This is a genomic window from Micromonospora inositola, assembly GCF_900090285.1.
In the GTDB taxonomy this organism is placed as follows: domain Bacteria; phylum Actinomycetota; class Actinomycetes; order Mycobacteriales; family Micromonosporaceae; genus Micromonospora; species Micromonospora inositola.
In genome coordinates this window covers 3,849,079-3,875,957 of record NZ_LT607754.1, presented here as the reverse complement: position 1 = coordinate 3,875,957, position 26,879 = coordinate 3,849,079, and the positions used below count along the sequence as shown (strand labels likewise).

The window sequence follows — 26,879 nt, the reverse complement described above, 5'->3', positions numbered from 1 at the left end:
GGGAGCGGGGCCCATCGTCGTCAGCGGGTCACTTGCCGCCGGCGAGCTTCTCCCGCAGCGCGGCGAGCGCCTCGTCGGTGGCCAGGGTGCCAGCCGGCTCCTCGGCCTGCCGGCTCGGGGCCGTGGTGGTCGTGGTGGTGGTGCCACCGGCGGCCACGGCCGGAGCCGGGTTGGCAGCGGCCTCGGCGTCGGCGGCCCGGGAGGTCTGCACCTGCTTGGTGTGGGCCTCCCAGCGCTGACGCGCCTCGGCGTACTGGTTCTCCCAGGTCTCGCGCTGCTTGTCGTACCCCTCGAGCCACTCGCCCGTCTCCGGGTCGAAGCCCTCCGGGTAGATGTAGTTGCCCTCGGTGTCGTACGTCGCGGCCATGCCGTAGAGGGTCGGGTCGAAGTGCTCCTCGCCCTCGACGAAGCCCTCGTTGGCCTGCTTGAGCGACAGCGAGATCCGGCGACGCTCGAGGTCGATGTCGATGACCTTGACCATGACCTCGGAGCCGACCTGGACGACCTGCTCCGGGATCTCCACGTGGCGCTCGGCCAGCTCGGAGATGTGGACCAGACCCTCGATGCCGTCGTCCACCCGGACGAAGGCGCCGAACGGCACCAGCTTGGTGACCTTACCCGGCACGATCTGCTGGATCGCGTGGGTGCGGGCGAACTGACGCCACGGGTCCTCCTGGGTCGCCTTCAGCGACAGCGAGACCCGCTCGCGGTCCAGGTCGACGTCCAGGACCTCGACCTCGACCTCCTGGCCGACCTCGACGACCTCGGACGGGTGGTCGATGTGCTTCCAGGAGAGCTCGGAGACGTGCACCAGACCGTCGACGCCGCCGAGGTCCACGAACGCGCCGAAGTTGACGATCGAGGACACGACGCCCTTGCGGACCTGGCCCTTCTGCAGCTTGTTGAGGAACTCGGTGCGCACCTCGGACTGCGTCTGCTCCAGCCAGGCCCGGCGGGACAGGACCACGTTGTTGCGGTTCTTGTCCAGCTCGATGATCTTGGCCTCGAGCTCGCGGCCGACGTACGGCTGCAGGTCGCGCACCCGCCGCATCTCGACCAGGGAGGCGGGCAGGAAGCCGCGCAGCCCGATGTCGAGGATGAGGCCACCCTTGACCACCTCGATGACGGAACCGCGGACGACACCGTCCTCGTCCTTGATCTTCTCGATCGTGCCCCAGGCCCGCTCGTACTGCGCCCGCTTCTTGGAGAGGATCAGACGACCCTCCTTGTCCTCCTTCTGGAGGACCAGGGCCTCGATGTGGTCACCGACCGAGACGACCTCGGCGGGGTCCACGTCGTGCTTGATCGACAACTCACGAGAGGGGATGACACCCTCGGTCTTGTAGCCGATGTCGAGCAGGACCTCGTCCCGATCGACCTTGACGACGGTGCCTTCGACAATGTCGCCGTCGTTGAAGTACTTGATGGTCTCGTCGATCGCGGCGAGGAAAGCTTCCTCGGAACCGAGATCGTCGTGGGTGACCCGGGTGGCGCTCGAGGGGGCCTCGATGCTGCTCGTCATGTGGGCGGTTGCTCCGGTCGGATGGGTTGTCACAGCAGGCGTGGTGTCGCGGTGACCTTTTCGCGCCAGCGGATTCGCCGCCGGGCACACCGAACGATCGCCAAGAGAAGATCATTAGTGGCTCCGGTGACCGCGCACCTGCTCCCTGCCGAGGCACACGATCCGCGAGCGCATCGTCTAGCCTACCCGCTGCATTACCACAGCGTGCAAGCCCTCCCGTCTCCCCGCGACCTCGTCAGCTGCGAAAGCGGAGATTTCGAACGGCAAGGTGCCACGGCTGTCTCGTCCGTCACATGCGCCCCATCGGCCCCACCGGTCCGCCCGCCCGCCGACCGGGCGCGGGGCCTAGCGTGAGCGGGTGGATGACGACAGGGTGGGCCGACGCCGGGTGGGCGACGCGGAGGTACGCCGGGCCAACCGGGGCTGGTGGGACACCGACGCCGACGACTACCAGGCCGAGCACGGCGCGTTCCTGGGCGACGTGGACTTCGTCTGGTGCCCCGAGGGGCTGCGCGAGGCCGATGCCCGGCTCCTCGGCGACCTGGCCGGCCGCCGGATCCTGGAACTCGGCAGCGGCGCCGCGGCCGCCGCCCGGTGGCTGGCCACCCAGGGCGCCCGGCCGGTCGCCCTGGACCTGTCCGCCGGCATGTTGCGGCACGCCGCGCTCGCCGCCGACACCACCGGGGTACGCGTCCCGCTGGTGCAGGCGGACGCCCTCGCGCTGCCCTTCGCCGACGCGGCGTTCGACACCGCCTGCACGGCGTTCGGCGCGATCCCGTTCGTCGACGACTCGGCCGCGGTGATGCGGGAGGTGTTCCGGGTGCTGCGCCCCGGCGGCCGCTGGGTCTTCTCGGTCACCCACCCGATGCGCTGGATCTTCCTCGACGATCCCGGCGAGGGCGGGCTGACCGCGGTCCACTCGTACTTCGACCGCTCCCCCTACGTGGAGCAGGACGAGCACGGGGTGGCCACGTACGTCGAGCAGCACCGCACCCTCGGCGACCGGATCCGGGAGATCGTCGGCGCCGGGTTCCGCTTCCTGGACCTGGTGGAGCCGGAGTGGCCGGAGGGGCACGAGGGGATCTGGGGGCAGTGGAGCCCGCTGCGCGGCCGCCTCTTCCCCGGCACCGCCATCTTCGTCGCCGAGAAGCCCGCCGAGCGGTAGCCGTCGTTTCCGCTCGCCGGCCCCGGGTACCCCGGGGCATGGCCGAGAAGGAGTTCCACGCGGGTGACCACGTCTCCTGGGCCAGCCACAGCGGGCGGGCGCACGGCGTGGTCAAGGAGAAGCTCATCGACCGGACGCACATCCGCGGGCATCCCGTGAACGCCTCCGCCGAGGACCCGCAGTACCGGATCCGCAACGACGACTCGGGCCGGGACGTCGCCCACCGACCGGAGGCGCTGCGCCGTGAGCCGAAGTGACGACGGCCGCGACAGCTATCGGGAGTTCACCGAGGCGGTGAACATGAAGCCCGGCGAATTGCAGAAGTGGCTGGAGTCCGACGAGTCCAAGCACGTCGGCTGGCGGAAGAAGGGCACCACGGGCGGCGAGTCGGTCGGCCACGAGTCCGGCCGCAAGATCATCCAGCTGCTGCGGCGCAAGCGCGACCAGCTCTCCGAGGGCGACTACAAGCACATGCGCAAGGTCGTCGGGTACGTACGGCGGCACATGGCGCAGCGACCGAGCGGCGACGTCCGCGCGACCCGGTGGCGGTACTCCCTGATGAACTGGGGTCACGACCCCCTCAAGGCTCCGCTCCCACCGCCGGGCGGCCCGTCCCGGCGGGCCCTCGAGAGGCGCGGCGCCCCACCGAAGGCGCGCCGCGGACCGGGACGGTAACCCGCGAATCAGTGGTCGGCGCTGTTCCAGTCGCGGCCGTCGCCGACGGAGACCTCCAGCGGCACCGACAGCGGGTACGCCTCGCCCATCTCCTTGCGCACCAGGGCCTCCAGGGTCTCCCGCTCGCCCGGGGCAACCTCGAGGACCAGCTCGTCGTGCACCTGGAGCAGCATCCGGGAGCGCAGCCCGGCGTCGCGCAGCGCGCTGTCCACGTGCAGCATGGCGACCTTCATGATGTCGGCCGCAGAGCCCTGGATCGGGGCGTTGAGGGCCATCCGCTCGGCGATCTCCCGGCGCTGCCGGTTGTCGCTGACCAGGTCGGGCAGGTAACGCCGGCGGCCGAGGATGGTGGAGGTGTAGCCGTCCTGGCGGGCCCGGGCGACCACCTCCTGCAGGTAGTCGCGGATGCCGCCGAAGCCGGCGAAGTAGTTCTCCATCAGCCCACGCGCCTCCTCGGCGCTGATCCCCAGCTGCTGGGAGAGGCCGAACGCGCTCAGCCCGTACGCCAGGCCGTAGTTCATCGCCTTGATCTTGCGCCGCTGGTCGGCGCTGACCGCGCCGACCTCGACCGAGAACACCGACGAGGCGGTGGCGGCGTGGAAGTCGTGGCCGGAGTTGAACGCCTCGATCAACGCGTCGTCCGACGACAGGTGCGCCATGATCCGCATCTCGATCTGGCTGTAGTCGGCGGTGAGCAGGCATTCGTACCCCTCCCCCACCACGAAGGCGCGGCGGATCCGCCGGCCCTCCTCGGTGCGGATGGGGATGTTCTGCAGGTTGGGCTCGGTGGAGGAGAGCCGGCCGGTGGCCGCCACCGTCTGGTTGAAGGTGGTGTGGATCCGGCCGTCATCGGAGACCGACTTGAGCAGACCGTCGACGGTCGACTTGAGCTTGGCCACGTCCCGGTGGCGCAGCAGGTGCTCCAGTACGGCGTGCGGCTGCTGGGCGTAGAGCCACTGCAGGGCGTCGGCGTCGGTGGTGTAACCGGTCTTGATCTTCTTCGTCTTCGGCAGACCCAGCTCGTTGAAGAGGATCTCCTGGAGCTGCTTGGGCGAGCCGAGGTTGAACTCCCGCCCGACCGCCGCGTACGCGCCCTGCGCGGCGGCCTTCACCTCGGCGGCGAAGTGCGCCTCCAGCTCCGACAGGTAGTGCGTGTCGGCGGCGATGCCGGTGCGCTCCATGGCGGCGAGCACCCGCATCAGCGGCAGCTCCACCCCGGCCATCAGCCGGAGGGACTGCTCGCCGTCGCGGGACAGCTCGGCGTCGATCGCGTCGGCCAGGTCGAGGGTGGCGCGGGCCTGGAGCATGAGGTTCTGCTCGGCCGCGCCGTCGTCGCCCAGCCCCTCCAGGGTGAGCTGGCCGGTCTCCGGCGCGTCGACCCGCAGCTCGCGGTGCAGGTAGCGCAGCGCCAGGTCGGCGAGGTCGTAGGAGCGCTGGTCGGGCCGGGCCAGGTAGGCGGCGATCTGGGTGTCCCGGGAGATGCCTTCCAGCTGCCAACCGTGCGCGGCGAAGGCCAGCACCGCCGGCTTGCTGTCGTGCAGCACCTTGGGCCGCTTGCCGTCGGCCAGCCAGCTCGCCAGGGCAGCCTCGTCGGCCGGGTCGAGGGTGGCCGGGTCGAACCAGGCGGCCGCACCGGCGGCGGTGGCCAGGGCCATCCCGGCCACCGAGGCGGTGTGCCGCCGGTTGGGGCCGGTGTCGAGCTTGACCGCCAGCCCGACCGGGGTGCCGGCCGGGGCGTGCGTCTCCAGCCAGCCGGCGAGGGCGCCGGGCTCGGTGAGCACCTCCCCGGTCAGGTCGAACCCGGCCTCGGCCTCCGGCTCCACGGCCTCCAGGTACTGGTAGAGCCGGTCGCGCAGGATGCGGAACTGCAGGGTGTCGAAGACCTGGTGCACGGCCTCCCGGTCCCAGCCCTGCCAGCGGGCGTCCTCGGGGCGGACGGGCAGCTCCAGGTCGGAGACCAGGCAGTTGATCTCGTAGTTGCGGATCACGTCGGCGAGCCGCTCGCGCAGGCTGTCGCCGGCCTTGCCCTTGATCTCGTCGGCCCGGGCGATGACGCCCTCCACCCCGCCGTACGTGTTGATCCACTTGGCCGCGGTCTTCGGGCCGACGCCGGGGATGCCGGGCAGGTTGTCGCTGGTCTCGCCGACCAGGGCGGCCAGGTCGCGGTAGCGCTGCGGGCCGACACCGTACTTCGCCTCGACCGCGGCCGGGTCCATCCGGGCCAGGTCGGAGACGCCCTTGCGCGGGTAGAGCACGGTGACACTGTCGCCGACGAGCTGGAAGGCGTCCCGGTCGCCGCTGGTGATCAGCACCTGCATGCCCTGGTCGCGGGCCTGGCAGGCGAGGGTGGCGATGACGTCGTCCGCCTCGTACCCCTCCTTCTCCACCACCGGGATGCGCAGCGCGGCGAGGACCTCCTTGACCAGGCTGACCTGGCCCTTGAAGTCGGTCGGGGTCTCGCTGCGACCGGCCTTGTACTCCGCGTAGCGGTCGGTGCGGAAGGAGCGGCGGGAGACGTCGAACGCCACCACGATGTGGCTGGGCTGCTCGTCGCGGAGCACGTTGATCAGCATCGAGGTGAAGCCGTAGACCGCGTTGGTGGGCTGGCCCGTCGTGGTGGAGAAGTTTTCCACCGGCAGGGCGAAGAACGCCCGGTATGCCAGGGAGTGTCCGTCGACGAGGAGCAGGCGCGGCGTCGTAGCTGTCACGGCAGCGACTCTAGTCCGGGGTTACGACAGACCGGGACACCGGCACGGACCCTGGCGCGGCCGGTCCGCCGCGCCAGGGTCGTACCTCACAGCACCTTGGCCAGGAACGCCTTCGTCCGCTCGTGCCGCGGACTGGCGATCACCTCGCGGGGCGCGCCGGACTCGACCACCACGCCGCCGTCCATGAAGATCAGCGAGTCACCGACCTCGCGGGCGAACCCGATCTCGTGGGTCACCACGATCATGGTCATGCCGTCCCGGGCCAGGTCCTTCATCACGTCCAGGACCTCGCCCACCAGCTCCGGGTCGAGCGCGCTGGTCGGCTCGTCGAAGAGCATCAGCTTCGGCCGCATGGCGAGGGCCCGGGCGATCGCCACCCGCTGCTGCTGGCCGCCGGAGAGCTGACCCGGGTACGACCCGAGCTTGTCGCCCAGCCCCACCCGCTCCAGCAGGGCGGCGGCCCGGTCCCGCGCGGCCGCCTTCTTCTCCCGCCCCAGCAGCACCGGCGCCTCGACGATGTTCTGCAGCACGGTCATGTGCGGGAAGAGGTTGAACCGCTGGAAGACCATGCCGATCGCCCGGCGCTGCGCGGCCACCTCCTTCTCGCGCAGCTCGTGCAGCTTGCCGCCGCGCTCGCGGTAGCCGATCAGGTCGCCGTCCACCCAGATCCGGCCGGCGTTGATCTTCTCGAGGTGGTTGATGCAGCGCAGGAACGTGGACTTGCCGGAGCCGGACGGCCCCAGCAGGCAGCACACCTCGCCGGCACGGACCTCCAGGTCGATGCCCTTGAGCACCTCCAGCGAGCCGAACGACTTGTGCACCTGCTCGGCCCGGACCATCAGCCCGGACTCCGCCGCCGGAGCGCCCGCCTGGGTGGGGACGATCAGCTCGGTCATGACGGTCCCACCATCCCCGAATTACCTCCGCCGCCGGTCTCCGCGGCCATGCCGCGCAGCCGCAGCCGGGCCCGACCGGCCGTGCCGTACCCCTTGCCGAAGTGCCGCTCCAGGAAGTACTGGCCGACCAGCAGGATGCTGGTCAGGAACAGGTACCACAGGCAGGCCGCGACGTACATCGGGAAGATCTGGAACGTCCGCTTGCCGACCGCGTCGAGCTGGAAGAACAGCTCGACGCTGACCGGCACGTAGAGCAGCAGGGAGGTGTCCTTGAGCATGGCGATGGTCTCGTTGCCGGTCGGCGGGATGATCACCCGCATGGCCTGCGGCAGCACCACCCGACGCAGCAGCTGCCCGCGACTCAGACCCAGCGCCTGGGCCGCCTCGGTCTGCCCCTCGTCCACCGACTGGATGCCGGCCCGGACGATCTCGGCCATGTAGGCCGCCTCGGACAGGGCAAGCCCCAGCAGGCCGGCCATGAAGCCGGTGAGGATGTCCCGGGAGGAGAAGCCGAAGAGCCGCAACTGCAGGTTGTCGATGCCGAACAGGTGGCCGAGCTGGGTGTCGAAGGGCACCCCGAACTCCACCCGGCTCCACAGGATCCCGATGTTGCCGAAGACGGCCAGCAGCACCAGCCGCGGCACGGCCCGGAAGAACCAGGTGTAGAGCCACCCCACACCGCGCAGGATCGGATTGTCGGACAGCCGCACCACCGCGATCACCACGCCGAGCCCGACGCCGATCAGCATCGCGCTCACGGTCATCAGCACGGTGCCGCGCAGCAGGCCTTCGATGATCGGCGGGCGGAACATCTTGTCGACCATGAAGGACCAGTTGAACGCCTTGTTGGTCACCAGCAGGTGCACGAACATCGCGGTCAGCACAGCCAGCACGGCCACGGCGATCCAGCGCCCCGGATGCCGTACGGGCACGGCACGGATCGGTTCCGGCCGTGCCCGTACGGTTGTCGCTTCGTCGGTTGTCATGTCGCGTTACGGGTTGATCGCGGGATCCGTGATCGCGCCGTCCCCAACCTTCCACTTGTCGAGCACAGTCTTGTACGAGCCGTCGGCGACCAGCGCCTTCGTCGCGTCCCGGACGGCCTCGGCGAAGGCCGCCTGGTCCTTGCTCACGACGTAGCCGTACGGGGCCGCCTCGTACTGCTTGTCGAGCAGGTCCAGCGCGCCGTTGGACTGGGTCACCGCGTACACCCCGACCGGGTAGTCGGCGAGCATCGCGTCGTCCTTGCCGGAGACGACCGCCGCCGTCGCGGCGTCCTGGCCCGGGAACTGCTCGATGGTGATCGCCTTCTTGCCACCGTCGGTGCACGCCTTGGAGCGCTTCTGGATGTCCTCGACCTGGACGGTGTCCTTCTGCACGGCGATCTTCTTGCCGCAGGCGTTGTCCAGCGTCACGCCGGCCGGGTTGCCCTTCTTGGTCACCCACTGCGTGCCGACCTGGAAGTAGCTGACCATGTTGGCCTGCTGCTTGCGCTCGTCGTTGACGGTGAACGACGAGACGCCGACCTCGTACTTGCCGGAGTTGACCCCGGAGATGATGTCGCCGAACGGCGCGGAGACGAACTCCGCCTTCAGGCCGAGCTTCGCGGCGACCGCCGTGAACAGCTCCACGTCGAACCCGACCACGGTCTTGCCGTCCGGGTCCAGGAACTCCGCCGGGGCGTACGTCGAATCGGTGCCGACCACGATCTTGCCGTCCGACTTGATCGCGTCGGGCACCTTCGCGGCCAGGGCCGAGTCGGCCGTGGCCGTCACGGAGGGGCCGGCGCCGGGCTGCTCGGTGCCGGCCTCCTCGCCACAGGCGGCCAGCGACACGGTGAGCATGGCTGCACCGGCGACGCCGAGCGCCGCCCGCCAGCGGTTATGAGGGGTGAACATGAACAACTCCTTCTTGCAGGATGTACGCCTCAGTCGCCGAGCGCCTCAGGCCACGCCAAGGTACGCCTCCTTGACCGCCGGGTCGTGCAGCAGGTCCTGGCCGGTGCCCTCCTTGACGATCCGGCCGGTCTCCAGCACGTAGCCCCGGTGGGCGCGGGAAAGCGCCTGCTGGGCGTTCTGTTCCACGAGCAGGATCGTGGTGCCCTGCTCGTTGATCCGGGTGATGATCTCGAAGATCTGCTGGATCAGCATCGGGGCGAGCCCCATCGACGGCTCGTCGAGCAGCAGCAGCCGCGGCCGGGCCATCAGCGCCCGACCGACCGCGAGCATCTGCTGCTCGCCGCCGGAGAGCGTGCCGCCGGCCTGCTTGCGCCGCTCGGCCAGCCGGGGGAAGAGGTCCATGACCATCTTCAGGTCCTCGGCGATGCCGGCCCGGTCCCGGCGGGTGTACGCCCCCATCTCCAGGTTCTCCAGGACGGTCATGCCGGGGAAGACGCCCCGGCCCTCGGGCGCCTGCCCGATGCCCCGGACCACCCGCAGGTCGGCCCGCATCCGGGTGACGTCGGTGCCGTCGAAGACGATCGAGCCCTGGGCCACCGGGCGGAGCCCGGAGATGGCCCGCATGGTGGTGGTCTTGCCGGCGCCGTTGGCGCCGATCAGGGCCACCACCTCACCCTCGTTGACCGCCAGGCTGATCCCGTGCAGCGCCTGGATCCGGCCGTACAGCAGGGTCAGGTCCTTGATCTCAAGCAGCATCGGTCGGCACCCCCAGGTAGGCCGCGATCACCTTCGGGTCCTCGCGGACCTGGGCCGGCAGGCCCTCGGCGATCTTCTTGCCGAACTCCAGCACCACGATCCGATCGGTCACGCCCATGACGAGACGCATGTCGTGCTCGATCAGCAGCACCGTCGTGCCGTTGTCCCGAATCTTACGGATCAGGCCGAGCAACTCCTCCTTCTCCGCCGGGGTGAAGCCGGCGGCCGGCTCGTCCAGGCAGAGCAGGGTGGGATCGGTCGCCAGCGCCCGGGCGATCTCCAGCCGCCGCTGCTCGCCGTACGAGAGGTTGCGCGACAGCTCGCCGGCGCGCCGCTCGATACCGACGAAGCGCAACAGCTCGTACGCCTTGTCCCGGCCCTGCCGCTCCTCCCGCCAGTGCCGGGGCAGCCGGAACATCGCGGAGATCACGCTGGTCTTGTGGTGGGCGTCCGCGCCCACCATCACGTTCTCCAGCGCGGTCATCTCCGGGAAGAGCCGGATGTTCTGGAACGTCCGGGCGATGCCGGCCTTGGTGATCCAGGACCGGCGCCTGCCGTTGGTGCGCTGCCCCTTGAACCGGATCTCGCCCTCGGTGGGCCGGTAGACGCCGGTCATCGCGTTGAAGCAGGTCGTCTTGCCGGCGCCGTTCGGGCCGATCAGGCCGAGGATCTCCCCCTTGTACAGGGTGAACGCGACGTCGTTGAGGGCGACCACACCGCCGAAGCGGAGGGTGACGTGGTCGACCTCCAGCAGCGGCTCCCGGCCGGCCGGATCCGTGGCGCCGGGGGTGGACTCCACCGGCGTGTCCGAACCCTTCTCCGGCGGGGTGCCGACGGTGCTGCGACCGTCGTCGGCGATGTCCCGCTCGCTGGTCTCGTCCCGCTCGCTGTGCATCTGCGGCTCACTCATTGGGCACCGTCTCCTGGGGGACCGCTTCCTTGCGCCGGTCTGCGAACTCGGCCGCCCGCCGCCGGTTGGGCACGATGCCCTGCGGTCGGAAGATCATCATGACGATGACGACCAGGCCGAAGATGAGGATCCGGTACTCGGCCGCGTTGAACTCGACCCCGATCAGGTCACCGGCACCGCGCAGCCACTCCGGCAGGTACCAGGTGATCGCGCCACCGACGATCGCGCCCTTGATGTTGCCGGCGCCGCCGAGAATGACCGCGGCGAGCACCAGGATCGAGCTCTCCAGCTGGAAGCTGTCCGAGTTGATGAACGTCTGCTTGCCGGCGAAGATCGCGCCGGTGAGGCCACCGACCGCCGCGCCGATGGCGAACGCCCAGAGCTTGTACTTGAACGTCGGCACGCCCATGATCTCGGCGGCGTCCTCGTCCTCCCGGATGGCGACCCAGGCCCGGCCGACCCGGCTGTTGGCCAGGTTCCGCATCGCGAAGATGATCACGATGATCAGGGTCAGGATCAGCCAGTAGTAGGGCTTGGAGTCCACCACGCTGAACAGCGGCTTGCCGTCCGAGCCGGTGCCCGGCGGGTGCGGCACCTGCGGGATGCCCCGCTGGCCTCCGAGCAGGCCGTTCTGATTCGAGGCGTAGAGCCGGATCATCTCGGCGAAGCCGAGGGTCACGATCGCCAGGTAGTCACCGCGCAGCCGCAGCGTCGGCCCGCCGAGGATCACCCCGGAGATCATCGCCACCGCGATCGCCACCGGCACCGCCGCCAGCCACGGCCAGTTCGTCCCGAACCGACTCTCCGGCGAGGTCAGCAGCGCCACCGTGTACGCGCCGACCGCGTAGAAGCCGAAGTAGCCGAGGTCGAGCAGGCCGGTGAAGCCGACCACGACGTTGAGCCCCACGGCCAGCAGCACGAAGATCGCGGTGTCGAAGAGCACCGCGGCGAAGTCCGACTGGGTGGTGTAGAGGGCGAAGTACTCGCTGCCGATCGGGAAGCCGAGGTACTCGTAGAACCACTTGTTGGGCAGGATGTAGAGCAGCACGACCAGGGCCGCGAGCCCGGCCCAGCGCACCTGCTTCGGCATGGCCGCCCATCGGCCCTTGAGCGCCGAGGTCCGTCCCTTGTCCACGGTGGCGGTCATGCGCGCGCCCTCCCGAGAGATTCGCCGAGCAGTCCGGTGGGCCGGAACATCAGCAGTACGACCAGCAGCACGAAGGCGGTGAAGTCCTTCCATTCTCCACCGAACAGACCGGCGGCGTAGTTCTCCGCCACCCCCAGCAGCAGGCCGCCGAGCAGCGCCCCGCGCAGGTTGCCGATGCCGCCGAGCACCGCGGCCGAGAAGGCCTTGAGCCCGATCAGGAAGCCGACGTTGAACTTGGTGAACTCGTACCGGACGTCCCAGAGCAGGGCCGCCACGCCGGCCATGATGCCACCGAGCACGAAGACCAGCAGGATGACCCGGTTCTTGTTGACGCCCATCAGGGCGGCGGTGTCCGGGTCCTGGGCGACGGCGCGGATGCCCCGCCCGAGCCGGCTGCGGTTCACGAACTGGTCCAGGCCGACCATCATCAGCAGGGTCACGGCGAGGATCAGCAGCTGGACGTTGGTCACCGCGGCGCCGAAGACGGTGAAGACCGTGTCCCGCGGGATCAGCGTCGGCATGCCGAACGGCGCGCGCTCGGTGCCGATGCCGAACGACTCGGAGAGCACGAACGAGGCGCCGATCGCGGTGATGAGGAAGGCCAGTGGCGGGGCGTTCCGCCGGCGCAGCGGACGGTAGGCGACCAGTTCGACGGTGACCGCGGTGGCCGCCGAGGCGACGATCGCGACGGCGAGGCCGGCGAGGATCGCCGCGATCAGCGGGCCGAAGGCCGGCGCCGGGGAGTTCTGGTTGTAGCCGAGGGCCTCCCAGGTCCACAGGGCGGCGAAGGTACCGACCATGAAGACCTCGGAGTGGGCGAAGTTGATCAGGCGCAGGACGCCGTACACCAGGGTGTAACCGAGGGCGACGAGCGCGTAGATTGCGCCCTGTTCCAGCCCGGTGATGGTCAGTGCCGGGAAGTTCCCGAACAGCTCATCGAAGTTCAAGTGAGGGCTCCAACTGTTGCGGCCAAGCGGTGCGGCCGGGAGAAAGCTCCCGGCCGCACACACCTGGTGTCCCGTGGCGGGACCGGACAGAACCGGTCAGGCCTTGGGGATCTCGATGTCGGGGACGACCTTGCCCGCGTTCACCTTGAAGGCCCAGACCAGCACCTGGGCCGGGTCCAGCTCACCGTTGGCCTCGAACTTGTAGGTCACGCCGGTGGCGCCACCCGCCTTGTTGTAGGAGTTGATGAAGCTGAGCAGGTCGGCGCGGGTGCCCTTGCCGGCCTTGATGCCCTCGAGCATGATCTTGGTGATGTCGTACGACACGTCGGCGTAGGTGCCCGGCTCGGCGTTGTCGAAGGCCGCCTTGTAGTCGGTCACGAAGGTGCCCTTGGCCGCGGTGGCCGGGGCGCACGGGCAGGTCAGGATGGTGCCCTCGGCGACCTGCTCGCCGGCGACCTTGATGAAGTTGGCGTCGTTGACGCCGTCACCGGCGACCATGGTGCCCTTCCAGCCCGCGCCCTTGAGCTGCTTGAGCAGCAGGCCGGCCTCGGTGTAGTAGCCACCGAAGAAGAGGACGTTGGCGCCGCTGCTCTGGATCTTGGTGACGACGGCGGAGAAGTTGGTCTGCTTGACCTGGATCTTGTCCTCGCCGGCAGCCGTGCCGATGACCTTCTTGACCTCGTCCACCAGGCCGGCGCCGTACGCCGACTGGTCGTCCACGACGTAGACCTTTTCGGCCTTGAGGACGTTCTTGATGTAGCGGCCGGCGGCCGGGCCCTGGGAGGTGTCGTTACCGACGCCCCGGTGGAAGATCTTCCAGCCCTTGGTGCTCAGGCTCGGGCGGGTCGCCGACGGGGTGATGATCGGGAGACCGGCCTCCTCGAAGGTCGGGTCGGCCACCTCGGACTCACCCGAGAACGCCGGGCCGATGATGCCGACGACCTTGCTGTCGCCGACCGCCTGCTGGGCCAGCGCCGGGGCCTTCGCCGGGTCACCCTGCGAGTCGTACTCGGCCAGGTTGACCTTGCAGTCCGCGTTGTCCTTGTTGTACTGGTCGATGGCCAGCTTGGTGCCGTTGCGCATGTGGATACCGAGACCCGCGGCGTCACCGGTCAGCGGGCCGAAGAAGCCGATCTTCAGGTCGCAGGCGGCCTTGTCGCCGCTCGCCTCACTACCACTGTCGGCCTTGCAGGCCGCGCCACTGAAAACGAGCGCGGTGATGGCTACGCCACCAAGCACCCGTGCGAGCTTCTGCCTCACGGCTCGTACCCTCCTCCGTCCGAAGGCCCGGACCACCCACCGCGAATTGGACCTTGCGAGTGCTGGCCGGACCGACCGCGATCCCGGTCTGGGCCGGGACGTTATCCCACTGGTGGGGCGTGCCGGTAGACCTAGGAAGAGGGGTTGACCTAACCGTTACGTTGAGTGGCCGTTTTCACAGATGTGCTGTAACAGACGCGGGTGCGTCCTGGGAGAATCGGACATCAGAAACCGAACGGAAACCCGCTGGTGGAAGGCTCAGCCGGGGCTCCACGGGCCGCGCGCAGACCAGACCGTGGCCCCTAAATTGTTGTCCTCCAGCAACAGAACGGCCTCCCCAGCACCGGCCACCGCCACCGTGCGGTCGCTGCCCGCCGGCACCGCCACCGGCAGGGCCACCGGGGACCAGGCCACGCCATCCCGGGAGAACCACCCGGCGCCCGTCTTCCCGCCCGCGACCACCGCGAGCGCACCGTCGGCGACCGCGGCCAGCCCCCACACCCGACCCGGCCGGTCCGTCCCCGCGCCGCCGAAGCCGCCGCCCGCGCGCCAGCTCCCGCCGTCACCCAGCCAGGCGCCCAGGCCGTCGCCCCGGCGGCCGACGGCCACCGCGCGCTCCCCCACCCGGACCACCCGCTGCAGGTCCGCGTCGACTCCGGCAGTCGGCAGCGCCGCGCGCCGCCAGGCCCGACCGTCCGGCGAGGTCCACACCGCCGGATCCACGCCGGTACGCCCCGACGGCTGCACCGAGCCCACCATGAGCCACCCCGACGCCGTCGCCGTGCCGTCCGCCGCCCACGGCCGGCCGGTCGCGTCCGTGGCCAGCCCCGGCACCCCGCTGACCAGCCGGAAATCGGTCCCGTCGGCGGAGACCCAGGCCGCCGACCCGGTGGCCCGGTTACCGGAGATCAGCCAGCCGCGTGGGCCGCCCGCGATGCGGCCCACGTTGACCGCGTCCGGACCACCGAACACCTCGAACTCGGCGGGCACCTCCACCAGCGACCCGTCGGCGACCTGCCGCCAGGTGCTGATCCGCGGATTGCCGTGCACCCCGCCGCTCTTGCCGCCCACCGCCGCCAGCCGGCCGTCCCGGCAGCCCGCCGCGGTCAGCACGTTCTCCTCGCCGTACGGGCTGCGCGGCACCGGCCGAAGCGCGGTCCAGGCGGCGGCGTCGGTGCTGGTCCACGCCGCCGGGCGGGTGCCGCCCGCCGCGTCGGCGACCGCGCCCACCACGAACCACCGGCCGGCGCAGGCCGCCGCGTCGCGCAGCAGCAGCCGCCCGGGCGCGCCGGGCGGTGCCGGCAGGGTGACCGGCTGCCAGGCGGGGCGGGCCGGCTCCGGCGCCGGGTCGGCGTGGCTGGTCGACCGGCAGCCGGCCAGCAGCACGGCCGTCAGGCCGAGCACCGCAAGCGGACGCCGAGCACGCATGGCCGCGATCGTATCGACCGGCGACGAGCTGCGGAGCCCGCCGGCGCGCTGGATTCCCGCGCCGGCGGTACCTGTGCGGGCGGTCAGGAGGCGGGCCGGGTCACCTCGCCGCCGGCGGTCTCGGCGAGGATCCGCTCGGCGACCTCCTTCATGGTCATCCGGTGGTCCATCGCCGTGCGCTGGATCCACTTGAACGCCTGCGGCTCGGTCATCCCGTACGTGGTCATCAGCGCGCCCTTGGCGCGCTCCACGGACTTGCGGATCTCCAGCCGGTCGGTCAGGCCGGCGACCTCCGCCTCCAGCGCGGCGATCTCGGAGTAGCGGGACAGCGCGATCTCCACCGCCGGCACCAGGTCGCTCTTCTGGAACGGCTTGACCAGGTACGCCATCGCGCCGGCGGCCCGGGCCCGCTCCACCAGGTCCCGCTGGCTGAACGCGGTCAGGATGATCACCGGGGCGATCCGGGCGCCGGCGATCCGCTCGGCGGCGGCCAGCCCGTCCATGATCGGCATCTTGATGTCGAGGATGACCAGGTCCGGCTTGAGCTCTTCGGCGAGCTTGACGGCGGTCTCGCCGTCACCGGCCTCGCCGACCACCTCGTAACCCTCTTCGATCAGCATCTCGGCCAGGTCCAGCCGGATGAGCGCCTCGTCCTCGGCGATCAGTACGCGCCTGCGCTCGGCATCCGTCTGCGTCTCGGCCACGAGCCACTCCCACCAGTCTGAGCCCGACACCCGCCGTGCCGGGTGTCGCCGCCCTTAGCGTAGTGGGTAGTCTGTCAACGCCGAATCACAGAAGGCCCCTGTACTCCAACCGGAAGAGAGACGGAGCTCAAACCTCCGACAGTGTGGGTTCGAGTCCCACCGGGGGCACCAAAGTGTCGTACGGGCGTTCGAAAATGAACCCGTGCACTCGCTTGAGATCCGCTCCCGCGCCCGTCAGCAGTACCTGGCCGGCAGCACTGTCGCGGAAGTCGCCCGCCACCTCGGCCTGCCCTACCCGACAGTTCGGCACTGGTGCAAGGATCGAGCGGAACCGAAGCAACCGGGCAGCCAGGTGCGCTGCTTCCGTTGCCGTTCAGTCGTCGACAATCCGACAGACCCGGCGTCCTACGTCTACCTCCTCGGCCTCTACCTGGGCGACGGCCATCTGGTCACTACGGCGCACGTCCCCGTCCTCGTCCAACAAGTCCAGAAGCAGGGGTGCGTAGGAGTGCAGAGCTACGGCGTCCACTGGCCCTGTCTCTTCCCCCAGCACGGGCCCGGCAAGAAGCACGAGCGCCAGATCCTCCTGGCCGACTGGCAGCGAGAGATCGTCGAGCGCCACCCCGGCGACTTCCTGCGCGGCCTCTTCCACTCCGACGGCTGGCGGGGCAGCAATCGGATCACCGTCCGCGGCAAGCGATACGTCTACCCGCGCTACATGTTCATCAACGAGTCCGCCGACATCATGGGCCTCTGCCAGTGGGCGCTGGACCTGCTCGGCATCGCCTGGCGGATGAACCGCCGCAACTCGCTCTCCGTCGCCCGCCGCGAGGCCGTCGCCGCCCTCGACCGGCACGTCGGCCCGAAGTCCTGACCGGCCTATGCTCCTGCCATGACCCCCACCGGATCCGGATCCCCGGCACCCGCCCCGCGCACCCGTACCGACGCCGCATGAGGGTCGTCGTCTTCGGCGCGACCGGGATGGTCGGGCAGGGTGTGCTGCGGGAGTGCCTGCTCGCCGACGACGTGGAGAGCGTGCTGGTCGTCGGCCGAACCGGCACCGGGCTACGGCACCCGAAGCTGCGCGAGATCATTCACCGCGACTTCACGGACTTCGCCCCGATCGCCGACGAACTCACCGGCCTCGACGCCTGCTTCTACTGCCTCGGGGTCTCCGCCGCCGGGCTGAACGAGGCGGACTACACCCGCGTCACCTACGACTACACGCTCGCGGCGGCGCGCACCCTCGCCGAGGCGAGCCCCGGGCTCACCTTCGTCTACGTCTCCGGGGCCGGCACCGATTCGTCGGAGCGAGGGCGGGCCATGTGGGCGCGGGTCAAGGGCCGGGCGGAGAACGCGGTGCTCGCGCTCCTGCCCAATGGGTACGCCTTCCGGCCGGGTTTCATCCAGCCGATGCACGGCGCGGTGTCGAAGACCGGCTGGTACCGGGTGCTGTACCGGATCACGACGCCGCTCTATCCGGTACTGCGCCGGCTCTTCCCGGGTCAGGTCACGACCACCGAGCTGGTCGGCCGCTCGATGCTACGAGTGGCCCGGGAAGGCTCTTCCCGGCGAGTGCTGGAGAGCCGCGACCTGGGCTGAGGAGCGAGAGGCGCTCAGCCGATCGCGGCGAGCGCCCGTTCCAGGTCGGCGCGCAGGTCCTCCGGGTCCTCCAGCCCGACGGAGACCCGCAGCAGCCCGCCGCACGGCTTGGCCTCCCCCGCCACCGGCCGGTGGGTCAGCGAGGCCGGGTGCTGGATCAGGGTGTCCACCCCGCCGAGCGACACCGCGTGGGTGATCAGCTCGCACGCCCCGGCGACGGCCGCCGCGGCGGGCGCGCCGCCGCGTACCTCGAAGGCGAGCAGGCTGCCGGTGCCGGACATCTGCCGGCCGACCAGCCCGGCCGGGTCGTGCACCGCCGGGTGGTGGACCCGCTCGACGGCAGGGTGGCCGGCGAGCCAGATGGCCAGCTTCTCCGCGGCGGCCTGCTGGGCGCGGACCCGCAGCGGCAGCGTCTGCAGGCCGCGGTGCAGCAGGTACGCGCCGAGCGGGTGCAGGATCGCCCCGGTGACGGCGCGGACCTGGCGCAGCCGGGTGGCCCAGCCGGCGTCGCAGGCGACCACGCCGGCGAGGACGTCGCCGTGGCCGCCGATGCTCTTGGTGGCGCTGTGCAGCACCAGGGTGGCGCCGTGCCGGGCGGGCTGCTGGAGCACGGGCGTGGCGACGGTGTTGTCGACCAGCAGGGGGACGTCGCCGGCGGCGTCGGCCAGGGCGCCGATGTCGACCAGGTCGAGGGTGGGGTTGGCCGGGGTCTCGACGATGACCAGCGCGGTGTCGGGGCGGACGGCGGCGGCGACCTCGTCCGGGCGGGCCCAGGTGACCTCGGTGCCGAGCAGGCCGGTGGCGAGCACGTGGTCGGTGCCGCCGTAGAGGGGGCGGACGGCGACGATGTGCCGCTTCCCGTCGCGGGTGGCGGCGAGCAGGGCGGCGGTGAGGGCGGCCATGCCGCTGGCGAAGGCGACGGCTTCGGCGGTGCCCTCGAGTTCGGCGAGCGCGGTCTCGAACCGGGCCACGGTGGGGTTCCAGAGCCGCTGGTAGACGGCGCTGCCGCCGGCGGGGAGGGTGCCGCCGGTGGCGAGGGTCTCGTACGCGTCGCCGCCGTCGTCGACCGAGGGCAGCGGGTTGGTGGTGGAGAGGTCGATCGGCGGCACGTGGACGCCGAGACCGGCGAGGTCGTCGCGCCCGGCGTGCACGGCTCTGGTGTCCACGGCTGTCATGACCGGAAGGGTCGAACATCAGCGCAGCTGGAAGCAATAGGCACGAAGAAGATTCTGTCATCAGCTCTTCCAACGCTCGCCGATTCGGTGAAGGATGCTCGCATGCCCGTTGCACCGAACGATGTGCGGCCGTTCGCGGCCCTGGATGACGTCGACCGCGCGATCCTGACCGAGCTGGCCGCCGACGGCCGGCAGCCGAACAACGCCCTCGCCGAGCGGGTGGGGGTGGCACCCTCCACGTGCCTGACCCGGACCCGGGCGCTGCGCGAGTGCGGGGCGATCCGCGGCTTCCACGCCGAGGTCGATCCGGCCGCGGTGGGACTGCCGTTGCAGGCCCTGGTGTCGGTGCGGCTGACCGCGCACGAACGGGCGGCGGTGGACGCGTTCCGGGCCCGGTCGGTCCGGCTGCCGGGGGTGGTGTCGGTGTTCCACGTGGCCGGCGCGGAGGACTACGTGCTGCACGTGCGCGCGGCCTCCGGGGACGCGCTGCGGGACTTCGTGCTCGACCACCTGGCGGTGGACCCGGCGGTGCAGCACACCCAGACCAGCCTGATCTTCGAGCAGGCGCGCGGTATGGGTTAGCGCACCATCCGGAACAATTCCGGCGCGGGCGGAGTTGCTCAACGAGTGATCGACGTACCCATGTCTGTTCTTGATCTTGCTCCCGTGGCCCGTGGGACGACCTCCGGTGAGGCGCTGCGGCACACCACCGAGCTGGCCCGCCGCACCGAGGAGCTGGGCTACCACCGGTTCTGGGTGGCCGAGCACCACAACATGCCGGCGATCGCCAGCTCCGCCCCGGCGGTGCTGCTCGCCCACCTGGCCGCCAACACCTCGACGATCCGGCTGGGCTCGGGCGGCGTGATGCTGCCCAACCACGCCCCGCTGGTGGTGGCCGAGCAGTTCGGCACCCTGGACGCGCTGCACCCGGGCCGGATCGACCTGGGCATCGGCCGGGCGCCGGGCACCGACCAGGTGACCGCACTGGCGCTACGCCGGACCATGGAGGGGCTGTCAGCCGAGGGGTTCCCCCGGGAGCTCGCGGACCTGATGAACTACTTCAGCGGCGAGGAGCCGGGGCCGATCACGGCCACCCCGGGACGCGGCCAGTCCCCGGCCGTGTGGCTGCTCGGGTCGAGCGGGTTCAGCGCCCAACTGGCGGGGCTGCTCGGGCTGCCGTTCTCGTTCGCGCACCACTTCAGCGCCCAGAACACCCTCCCCGCGCTCCAGCTCTACCGGCAGAGCTTCCGGCCGTCGCAGTGGCTGGAGCAGCCGTACGCGATGGTCGCGGTGAACGTGGTCTGCGCGGAGACCGACGAGCGGGCGGAGTGGCTGGCCGGGCCGAGTTCGCTGTCGTTCCTGAAGCTGCGCTCGGGCCGCCCGGAGCCCCTGGCCAGCCCGGAGGAGGCGGCGGCGTACCCGTACGACGAGCTGGAGCGCGACTTCGTCCGGCAGCGCCGGGAGGGTCAGGCGATGGGTTCGCCGGAGACGGTGGGCCGCCAGCTGGGCGAGCTGCTGGAGCGCACCGGCGCGGACGAGCTGATGCTGACCACGATGGTGTACGACGTGGCCGACCGGGTCCGCTCCTTCGAGCTGGTCGCCGAGAAGGTGGCCGGTGGCCTGCGCCGGAACGGCTGAAACACGCTCTTCATAGCGACGTCACCCCACCGTCGCGGAGCGCGCCTAGCTTGGTGACCGGTGGTGGTACGGCACTCCCCGGTCGGGACGGGTCGGGGGTGCTGCGGTGTGGTGCACCGGGTCGCCGACTGTGCGGATTCCGCGGTCGGCGACCCGGTGCCTGCCTTCCGGCCCTTGCCCTCGTCGGGAGAAATTGATCGACTCGAGGGCATGGCTGAGCACATGGACCCCGAGGAGTTTCGGCGCGCCGGGTACGCGGTGGTCGACTGGATCGCGGACTACTGGACGACGCTCGGGCAGCGACCGGTGACCTCCCAAGACCCGCCGGGCGCGGTGGTCGCCGCGCTGCCGGCCGGCCCGACCGAACGGGGCGAGCCGGTCGAGGCGGTGCTGGCCGACCTGGACAGCGTGATCGCGCCGCGGTTGACCCACTGGCAGCATCCCGGCTTCTTCGGCTACTTCCCGGCCAACACCTCCGGCCCGAGCGTGCTCGGCGACCTGGTCAGCGCCGGCCTCGGCGTGCAGGGCATGCTCTGGGCGACCGGCCCGGCCTGCACCGAGCTGGAGACGGTGACGCTGGACTGGCTCGCCGGGTTGCTCGACCTGCCGGAGCGGTTCCGCTCCACCGGCCGGGGCGGCGGGGTGATCCAGGACTCCGCCTCCTCGGCCACCCTGGTCGCCACCCTGGCCGCGCTGCACCGGGCGAGCAGGGGCCGCTGGCGGGTGGACGGGATCGACCGGCGGTACCGGGCCTACACGTCCACCCAGGGGCACTCCTCCATCGAGAAGGCCGCCCGGATCGCCGGGCTGGGCGCGGACGGCGTCCGAGCGGTCGAGGTGGACCCGCGGACCCAGGCGATGCGCCCCGAGGCGCTGCGGACGGCCATCGAGGCGGACCGGGCCGCCGGGGTGACGCCGGTGATCGTGGTGGCGACGATCGGGACCACCTCCACCACCGCCGTCGACCCGCTGCCGGAGATCGGCGCGATCTGCGCGGAGTACGGCGTGTGGCTGCACGTCGACGCCGCGTACGCGGGCGCGGCCGCGGTCTGCCCGGAGCTGCGCTGGTCGCACGCCGGGCTGGAGCGCGCCGATTCGTACTGCTTCGACCCGCACAAGTGGCTGCTCACCGGCTTCGACTGCGACGCGTTCTGGGTGGCCGACCGGGGCGAGCTGATCGAGGCGCTGACGGTGATGCCGGAGTTCCTGCGCAACGCGGCCACCGAGTCCGGCGCGGTGCTCGACTACCGGGACTGGCAGGTGCCGCTGGGCCGCCGCTTCCGGGCACTCAAGCTCTGGTTCGTGCTCCGCTGGTACGGCGTCGAGGGGCTGCGGGCGCACATCCGCACCGGGGTGGCCCTCGCCGACCGCTTCGCCGAGCGGATCGAGGCCGACGACCGGTTCGAGCTGGCCGCCGCCCATCCGTTCTCGCTGGTCTGCTTCCGGCTGCGGGCCGGTGACGAGCCGAGCGCCGAGCTGCTGCGCCGGGTCAACGACACCGGTCGGGTGCACCTGACGCACACCCGGGTCGAGGGGCGGTACACGCTGCGGCTGGCGGTCGGCTCGCCGCTGACGACCGAGAAGCACGTCGACGAGGCGTGGGACCTGCTCTCCGCGGCGGCCGAAGACCTGCTGACCGGCTGACGGCCGCCCCAGGGACCAGCCGCCTGGAGCGGATCAGCCCTCGACGGCCACGGCCAGCCGACGGGACCCGTCCACGTCGGCGGTCGCGGGCTCCCCCACCACGATCGCATCGGCGGCGGCCGTCGTGGCCGGGGCGCCGTCGGCGGCGGGCGCCGTGTCGGCGATGGCCCGGCGGGTACGCCGCAGCGCGCGCACCGCCAGGGCCAGCGCGACCAGCCAGCCGGCGGCGAGCACCACGTAGAGCAGGGACGGGACCGGGCCGCCCAGCTCGCCGGCGCGGATCAGCGTCCGGGCGTTGGTCAGCACGATCACCCCGCCGATGGTGGCGCCGAGCAGCTGGGCCGGGACGATCCGGACCAGCCAGGCGGCGATCGGCGCGGCGACCAGGCCACCGACCAGCAGCGCCGCCACGGTGGGCAGCAGGAAGCCCTCGGCGCCCAGGCCGATCAGGAAGCCGGCGCTGGCCGCGCCCGCCACCACGAACTCGGCGGTGTCCACGGAGCCGATCACCTTGCGCGGCTCCATCCGTCCGGAGACCAGCAGCGCCGGCGTGGCCACCGGCCCCCAGCCCCCGCCGCCGGTGGCGTCGACGAAGCCGGCCAGCAGGCCGAGCGGACCGAGGAACCGCCCGCGCAGCGGGCCGGCGGCCCGGTTGCCGGGCAGCGGTCGGGCGAAGCGCACCAGCAGGCACGCGCCGAGGGTGAACAGGATCGCGGCCATCCAGGGCGCCGCGGCCCCGGTGGAGATGGAGCTCAGTAAGGTGGCGCCGGCGAACGCCCCGATCGCTCCCGGCACGGCGATCCGGCCGACCACCCGCCAGTCGACGTTGCCGAACCGCCAGTGCGCCACTCCGGCCGCGAGCGTGGTGCCGATCTCGGCCAGGTGCACCGACGCGGAGGCGGCGGCCGGCGCCACTCCGGCGAAGAGCAGCAGGGTGGACGAGGTCAACCCGTACGCCATGCCCAGCGCGCCGTCGACCACGCGGGGGGCGCGGGTCAGCTCCAGGCGCTCGGGTCGGCGGCGAGCTCGTTGACCCGGCCGGGCAGCGTGCCACTGGCCACGTCGGCGATGGTGACCAGCTCGAGGATCTCCCGCTCGGTGGCCCGCAACGCGATCCACACGTCCTGCAGCGCCCGCGCGGCACCCTGGTAGCCCAGTTCCTCCGGTCGCTGCCCCCGGACGTGCGCCAGCGGGCCGTCGATCACCCGGATGATCTCCGCGAGGGAGATCTCCGCCGCCGGCCGGGCCAGCCAGTAGCCGCCCTCCGGGCCGCGCTGGGCGTGCACGATCCCGCCCCGGCGCAGCTGGAGCAGGATGCTCTCCAGGAACTTCGGCGGGATCTCCTGGGCGCGGGCGATCTGCTCGGCGGTGACCGGCCGGCTGCGTCCGGCCGCCGTGTCGTCGGCGACCGAGGCCAGCTCGGCCGCCGCGCGGAGGGCGTAGTCGACCCGAGCGGAGAGACGCATGCCGGCAAGGTTAGTCCGCTGATCAACCGCCAGGGTTGGCGACCCTCGGCCGATCGGTCCCGGCAGAGCCGCCGGCCGGTCAGGCGCCGACGCGGCGAAGCAGCCCTTCCTGCACCGCGCTGGCGATGTGCCGGCCGTCGGTGGTGAACATCCGGCCGGTGGCCAGCCCTCGCGCGCCGGAGGCGGACGGGCTCCAGCAGTCGTAGAGGAACCACTCGTCGGCCCGGAACGACCGGTGGAACCAGAGCGCGTGGTCGAGGCTCGCCCCGACCACGCCGCCGGGACCCCAGACCTCGCCGTGCACCGACAGCACCGAGTCGAGCAGGGTCAGGTCGGAGGCGTACGTCAGGGCGCAGGCGTGCAGCAGCGGGTCGTCGGGCAGCTTGCCGTCGATGCGCATCCAGACCCGCTGGTACGGGTCGGCGGGCCGGTCGCCGGGGCGTACCCAGCCCGGCTCGCCGACGTACCGGACGTCGATCGGGCGGGGGATCTGCCCCCAGATGCCGAGCCGCTCCGGATACCGGGAGAGCCGGTCGGTCATGGTGGGCACGTCGTCCGGCCCGGGCACGTCCGGCGGGGTGGGGGCCTGGTGGTCCAGCCCTTCCTCCTGCCGTTGGAACGACGCCGACATGAAGAAGATCGGCTTGTCGTGCTGCAGGGCCACCGAGCGGCGTACCGAGAAGGAGCGGCCGTCGCGGACGTTCTCCACCTGGTACTCGATCGGCTCGGCGGGGTCACCGGGCCGGACGAAGTAGCCGTGCAGCGAGTGCACGAAGCGTTCCGGGTCGACGGTGCGTCCGGCGGCGACCAGCGCCTGGCCGGCGACCTGCCCGCCGTACACCCGCTGCGGACCCACCGGCGGGCTCATCCCCCGGAAGGTCATCTCGCCGATGTGGTCGAGGTCGAGGACCTCCAGCAGCTGGTCGACCGCGGCCTGGCCGGCCGGCTGGCGCTCGGTCACTGCAGGGCCCGCGCGGAGGCGGCGTCGACCAGCGAACCGAGCTGGTGCACCCGCAGGGTGTTGGTGGAACCCGGGGTGCCGGGCGGGCTGCCGGCCACGATCACCACGTAATCGCCGGGGTTGGCCCGGTTGAGGCCGAGCAGCGCCTGGTCGACCTGGCGGAACATGTCGTCGGTGTGCTCGACGAACGGCATCAGGAAGGTCTCCACGCCCCAGCAGAGCGCGAGCTGGTTGCGCACCTCGGGGACCGGGGTGAAGGCCAGCAGGGGCAGGTCGCAGTGCAGCCGGGCGAGCCGCTTGACGGTGTCACCGGTCTGCGAGAAGGCGACCATGGCCTTCGCGCCGATCGCCCGGGCGATCGAGGAGGCGGCGACGGTGAGCGCGCCGCCGTGGGTACGCGGGTCGTGCTGGAGCCGCGGCACCCCGATCGAGCCGGCCTCGGTGGTGGTGATGATCTTCGCCATGGTGCTGACGGTGAGCACCGGGTACTTGCCGACGCTGGTCTCGCCGGAGAGCATCACCGCGTCCGCGCCGTCGAGCACCGCGTTGGCCACGTCCGAGGCCTCCGCCCGGGTCGGCCGGGAATTCTCGATCATGGAGTCGAGCATCTGGGTGGCCACGATGACCGGCTTGGCGTTCTCCCGGCAGAGCTGCACGGCGCGCTTCTGCACCAGCGGCACCTGGTCCAGCGGGAGCTCGACGCCGAGGTCGCCGCGGGCGACCATCACGCCGTCGAAGGCGAGCACGATCGCCTCCAGGTGGTCCACCGCCTCGGGCTTCTCGACCTTGGCCAGCACCGGGCGGAACACGCCCTCCTCGGCCATGATGCCGTGCACCAGCTTGATGTCCTCGGCCGAGCGGACGAAGGAGAGCGCGATCAGGTCGACGCCCAGGCCGAGGGCGAAGCGCAGGTCCGCGGCGTCCTTCTCCGACATCGCCGGCACGCTGACCGCGACGTTGGGCAGCGAGACGCCCTTGTTGTTGGAGACCGGGCCGCCCTCGGTGACCAGGCCGCGGATGTCGTTGCCGGTGACGTCGCTGACCTCGACCGCGACCCGGCCGTCGTCGATCAGCAGCCGGTCGCCCGGCTTCACCTCCTGCGGCAGCTTCCGGTAGGTGCAGGAGACCCGGTCCTTGGTGCCGAGAATGTCGTCCGCGGTGATCACGACGGAGTCACCGGTGCGCCACTCGTGCGGGCCGTCGGCGAACCGGCCCAGCCGGATCTTGGGGCCCTGCAGGTCGGCGAGGATCGCCACCGGGTGGCCGGCCGCGTCGGCCGCCTCGCGGACCAGCCGGTAGACCGACTCGTGATCCTCATGGCTGCCGTGGCTGAAGTTGAGCCTCGCCACGTTCATGCCCGCCTCGACCAGGCCCCGGATGCGCTCCGGGGACGAGGTGGCGGGGCCGAGAGTGCAGACGATCTTCGCGCGGCGTGTCACGCCCATCAGGCTAGTCTCTCCTTCGGATCGACCTGCCGGCCGACCCCTTGCGGACTGCGGAACTTTCGCCCAACGGCGCGCGATTCCCGCGCAGCGGGCGGACGGAACCGCACCGGGAACGTCGTGTGTCGGCGGGCATCGGCGACCGCGCGGCCGAAATCGTACCGCCCGCCGTCAGGTACCGGCTTGTGTCCTCCTGGAGTCCACCCGGCGGCCGGTCCGCGCCGGCTGCGGCGGCAGCGCGCTGGTGCCGGACGTGCGCACGCCTCGGCCCAGGACATCCCGGGGCTCGGCCTCAGGTCTGCGTCTTGGCCAGCGGGAACTCGAGCGAGCCGGCCGGGCAGAGGAAGGTCAGCACGTCCACCCGGTAGAGGCCGGCCTGCACGGCCGGGTTGGCCTCCATCACACTGCGGACGTCGTCCACGGAGCCGGTCCGGGCCAGCCCGAAGCCGATCGGCGGGTCCGGCTCGCGGGCCGGTCCGTCCACCGAGCCGTCGATCAGGATGATGCCCCGTCGCTGCAGCGCCCGCATGTGCTGGAGGTGCTCGGCCTGCAACCGCTGCACCGTCTCCTCCGGCAGGGCCCGGCCCGACGGCCCCGGGTACAGCACGATGCACTCGTACGTGTCGAGCGCGAAGTCGACCTGCGGCGTTCCCGACATGGCGCCTCCTCCCGACGTACGCCCGACCCGGGCACAGCGTCGCACGAGCCGGACCGCCGTAGCGGGCGCTCGGCGCAACTGCCCCCCGGCCGGGCCGGAAGCCGACCGGATGGGCCGTTCGTCCGCGCCACGTCGCGGCCCGCGCTGCTGGCCGACCTCTCCGGCCGGGTGGGCGACCAGGCCCTGGCGGTGATCCGGAACCGCGAACGTGTCCCCACCCACACTCCCGGCATCGACGTTGCGGCCGGCGTTTCCCGGGAAATCCGATACGTTGACG

At 71.4% G+C, this 26,879-nt stretch carries 26 protein-coding genes and 1 tRNA gene; 9 read left to right on the top strand and 18 right to left on the bottom strand.

The window, feature by feature from the left end:
- Window positions 1–28 precede the first annotated feature (28 nt).
- Window positions 29–1,522 (bottom strand): 30S ribosomal protein S1, encoded by a 1,494-nt coding sequence (gene rpsA, locus GA0070613_RS18575; protein WP_089013466.1) that lies wholly within the window; start codon window positions 1,520–1,522, stop codon window positions 29–31.
- 358 nt (window positions 1,523–1,880) lie between these two features.
- Here rpsA and GA0070613_RS18570 point away from each other — a divergent pair, with 358 nt between their 5' ends.
- Genes GA0070613_RS18570 through GA0070613_RS18560 form a run of 3 tightly spaced genes read left to right on the top strand, consistent with a single transcriptional unit; the run spans window position 1,881 to window position 3,362 of the window.
- The gene (locus tag GA0070613_RS18570; protein ID WP_089013465.1) at window positions 1,881–2,687 is read left to right on the top strand and encodes a class I SAM-dependent methyltransferase; all 807 of its coding nucleotides are present in this window, start codon (window positions 1,881–1,883) and stop codon (window positions 2,685–2,687) included.
- Window positions 2,688–2,725: 38 nt separating this feature from the next.
- Complete coding sequence (locus GA0070613_RS18565) at window positions 2,726–2,944, top strand: hypervirulence associated TUDOR domain-containing protein (RefSeq protein ID WP_089013464.1); 219 nt, start codon at window positions 2,726–2,728, stop codon at window positions 2,942–2,944.
- A complete protein-coding gene (locus tag GA0070613_RS18560) occupies window positions 2,931–3,362 on the top strand; it encodes a DUF3140 domain-containing protein (protein WP_089013463.1) in 432 nt (143 codons plus the stop codon). Before GA0070613_RS18565 ends, GA0070613_RS18560 begins: the two co-directional genes overlap by 14 nt.
- Before the next feature lie 8 nt (window positions 3,363–3,370).
- Here the strand turns inward: GA0070613_RS18560 and polA are convergent, their stop codons facing one another.
- From polA to GA0070613_RS18505, 11 genes are all read right to left on the bottom strand, one after another.
- The gene (gene polA, locus GA0070613_RS18555) at window positions 3,371–6,070 is read right to left on the bottom strand and encodes a DNA polymerase I (protein WP_089013462.1); all 2,700 of its coding nucleotides are present in this window, start codon (window positions 6,068–6,070) and stop codon (window positions 3,371–3,373) included.
- Window positions 6,071–6,156: 86 nt separating this feature from the next.
- Window positions 6,157–6,966, bottom strand: a complete 810-nt coding sequence (locus tag GA0070613_RS18550) for an amino acid ABC transporter ATP-binding protein (protein ID WP_089013461.1) — start codon at window positions 6,964–6,966, stop codon at window positions 6,157–6,159.
- The gene (locus tag GA0070613_RS18545) at window positions 6,963–7,952 is read right to left on the bottom strand and encodes an amino acid ABC transporter permease (RefSeq protein WP_089013460.1); all 990 of its coding nucleotides are present in this window, start codon (window positions 7,950–7,952) and stop codon (window positions 6,963–6,965) included. Before GA0070613_RS18545 ends, GA0070613_RS18550 begins: the two co-directional genes overlap by 4 nt.
- Before the next feature lie 6 nt (window positions 7,953–7,958).
- Window positions 7,959–8,864, bottom strand: coding sequence for an ABC transporter substrate-binding protein (locus GA0070613_RS18540; RefSeq protein WP_089013459.1), 906 nt, complete (start codon window positions 8,862–8,864; stop codon window positions 7,959–7,961).
- Between the two features lie 45 nt (window positions 8,865–8,909).
- A complete protein-coding gene (locus GA0070613_RS18535; protein WP_089013458.1) occupies window positions 8,910–9,620 on the bottom strand; it encodes an ABC transporter ATP-binding protein in 711 nt (236 codons plus the stop codon).
- Window positions 9,610–10,530 (bottom strand): ABC transporter ATP-binding protein, encoded by a 921-nt coding sequence (locus tag GA0070613_RS18530; protein ID WP_172875847.1) that lies wholly within the window; start codon window positions 10,528–10,530, stop codon window positions 9,610–9,612. Before GA0070613_RS18530 ends, GA0070613_RS18535 begins: the two co-directional genes overlap by 11 nt.
- Entirely contained in the window at window positions 10,523–11,677 is a 1,155-nt protein-coding gene (locus GA0070613_RS18525; protein ID WP_089013456.1) for a branched-chain amino acid ABC transporter permease, read from the bottom strand. The genes GA0070613_RS18530 and GA0070613_RS18525 overlap by 8 nt, the downstream gene beginning before the upstream one ends.
- Complete coding sequence (locus GA0070613_RS18520; RefSeq protein ID WP_089013455.1) at window positions 11,674–12,624, bottom strand: branched-chain amino acid ABC transporter permease; 951 nt, start codon at window positions 12,622–12,624, stop codon at window positions 11,674–11,676. The genes GA0070613_RS18525 and GA0070613_RS18520 overlap by 4 nt, the downstream gene beginning before the upstream one ends.
- Before the next feature lie 96 nt (window positions 12,625–12,720).
- Window positions 12,721–13,884 (bottom strand): branched-chain amino acid ABC transporter substrate-binding protein, encoded by a 1,164-nt coding sequence (locus GA0070613_RS18515; protein WP_089013454.1) that lies wholly within the window; start codon window positions 13,882–13,884, stop codon window positions 12,721–12,723.
- Between the two features lie 258 nt (window positions 13,885–14,142).
- Window positions 14,143–15,312, bottom strand: coding sequence for a hypothetical protein (locus GA0070613_RS18510; RefSeq protein WP_157746381.1), 1,170 nt, complete (start codon window positions 15,310–15,312; stop codon window positions 14,143–14,145).
- Between the two features lie 83 nt (window positions 15,313–15,395).
- Complete coding sequence (locus GA0070613_RS18505) at window positions 15,396–16,016, bottom strand: ANTAR domain-containing response regulator (protein WP_089016037.1); 621 nt, start codon at window positions 16,014–16,016, stop codon at window positions 15,396–15,398.
- A gap of 94 nt (window positions 16,017–16,110) precedes the next feature.
- Between GA0070613_RS18505 and GA0070613_RS18500 the strand changes: the two genes are divergently transcribed.
- The 3 genes from GA0070613_RS18500 (at window position 16,111) to GA0070613_RS18490 (ending at window position 17,618) form a co-directional block, all read left to right on the top strand.
- Window positions 16,111–16,187: transfer RNA gene (locus GA0070613_RS18500), tRNA-Leu, on the top strand.
- Window positions 16,188–16,218: 31 nt separating this feature from the next.
- A complete protein-coding gene (locus GA0070613_RS18495; protein WP_089013452.1) occupies window positions 16,219–16,890 on the top strand; it encodes a terminase gpP N-terminus-related DNA-binding protein in 672 nt (223 codons plus the stop codon).
- Between the two features lie 77 nt (window positions 16,891–16,967).
- Window positions 16,968–17,618 (top strand): NAD-dependent epimerase/dehydratase family protein, encoded by a 651-nt coding sequence (locus tag GA0070613_RS18490; RefSeq protein ID WP_089013451.1) that lies wholly within the window; start codon window positions 16,968–16,970, stop codon window positions 17,616–17,618.
- 14 nt (window positions 17,619–17,632) lie between these two features.
- Here GA0070613_RS18490 and GA0070613_RS18485 read toward each other — a convergent pair whose 3' ends face one another.
- Window positions 17,633–18,793, bottom strand: a complete 1,161-nt coding sequence (locus tag GA0070613_RS18485) for a trans-sulfuration enzyme family protein (protein WP_089013450.1) — start codon at window positions 18,791–18,793, stop codon at window positions 17,633–17,635.
- 102 nt (window positions 18,794–18,895) lie between these two features.
- Between GA0070613_RS18485 and GA0070613_RS18480 the strand changes: the two genes are divergently transcribed.
- From GA0070613_RS18480 to GA0070613_RS18470, 3 genes are all read left to right on the top strand, one after another.
- On the top strand, window positions 18,896–19,375 hold the full coding sequence (locus GA0070613_RS18480; RefSeq protein ID WP_089013449.1) for an Lrp/AsnC family transcriptional regulator: 480 nt from the start codon (window positions 18,896–18,898) through the stop codon (window positions 19,373–19,375).
- Window positions 19,376–19,435: 60 nt separating this feature from the next.
- Window positions 19,436–20,431: an LLM class flavin-dependent oxidoreductase gene (locus tag GA0070613_RS18475; RefSeq protein ID WP_089013448.1), complete on the top strand. Its 996-nt coding sequence runs from the start codon at window positions 19,436–19,438 to the stop codon at window positions 20,429–20,431.
- 210 nt (window positions 20,432–20,641) lie between these two features.
- Complete coding sequence (locus GA0070613_RS18470; protein WP_231929262.1) at window positions 20,642–22,075, top strand: pyridoxal-dependent decarboxylase; 1,434 nt, start codon at window positions 20,642–20,644, stop codon at window positions 22,073–22,075.
- Between the two features lie 33 nt (window positions 22,076–22,108).
- Here the strand turns inward: GA0070613_RS18470 and GA0070613_RS18465 are convergent, their stop codons facing one another.
- From GA0070613_RS18465 to GA0070613_RS18445, 5 genes are all read right to left on the bottom strand, one after another.
- Window positions 22,109–23,035 (bottom strand): sulfite exporter TauE/SafE family protein, encoded by a 927-nt coding sequence (locus GA0070613_RS18465; RefSeq protein WP_089016036.1) that lies wholly within the window; start codon window positions 23,033–23,035, stop codon window positions 22,109–22,111.
- Window positions 23,036–23,070: 35 nt separating this feature from the next.
- Window positions 23,071–23,541, bottom strand: coding sequence for an RrF2 family transcriptional regulator (locus GA0070613_RS18460; protein ID WP_089013446.1), 471 nt, complete (start codon window positions 23,539–23,541; stop codon window positions 23,071–23,073).
- Between the two features lie 79 nt (window positions 23,542–23,620).
- Window positions 23,621–24,502, bottom strand: coding sequence for an acyl-CoA thioesterase (locus GA0070613_RS18455; RefSeq protein ID WP_089013445.1), 882 nt, complete (start codon window positions 24,500–24,502; stop codon window positions 23,621–23,623).
- Window positions 24,499–25,947 (bottom strand): pyruvate kinase, encoded by a 1,449-nt coding sequence (pyk, locus tag GA0070613_RS18450; protein WP_089013444.1) that lies wholly within the window; start codon window positions 25,945–25,947, stop codon window positions 24,499–24,501. The genes GA0070613_RS18455 and pyk overlap by 4 nt, the downstream gene beginning before the upstream one ends.
- 289 nt (window positions 25,948–26,236) lie before the next feature.
- Window positions 26,237–26,602 carry a YciI family protein gene (locus GA0070613_RS18445; protein ID WP_089013443.1) on the bottom strand — a complete coding sequence of 122 codons (366 nt, stop codon included), beginning with the start codon at window positions 26,600–26,602 and terminating at the stop codon, window positions 26,237–26,239.
- Between the last annotated feature and the right edge of the window lie 277 nt (window positions 26,603–26,879).